Annotated in this window: 1 protein-coding gene; it reads right to left on the reverse strand. The window is 64.0% G+C overall.

What is annotated here, in order from left to right; all coding sequences use genetic code 11:
- On the reverse strand, positions 1–258 hold a 258-nt coding region (locus P9254_RS28900), incomplete at both ends, for a hypothetical protein (RefSeq protein WP_278103927.1).

The following is a 258-nucleotide window of genomic DNA, read 5'->3' on the forward strand; positions in this document are numbered from 1 at the left end:
GATCGCGCTCGTCTGCGCTCGCTGGCGTAGCGCCCGATCGTACCGCGTTGCCGTCGAGGCCCGCCTTGTGCTTCTGGTAGAGAAGACCGTATCGCCCGCGCCGTGGCGTTCCTCCGAAGAGTCGTTTAAGCAGCGACCAAGGCTCCGAGAACCAAGGTTTGACGATGCCGTCCATCACGCTCGGATCGATGTCGTCGCACTCGTCGGCGGTTACAATGTCGCAGCGGATACCGCGCGCGCTGTTCGCCTCCTTCGTGC

Source organism: Mesorhizobium sp. WSM4983 (assembly GCF_029625765.1).
GTDB lineage: Bacteria > Pseudomonadota > Alphaproteobacteria > Rhizobiales > Rhizobiaceae > Mesorhizobium.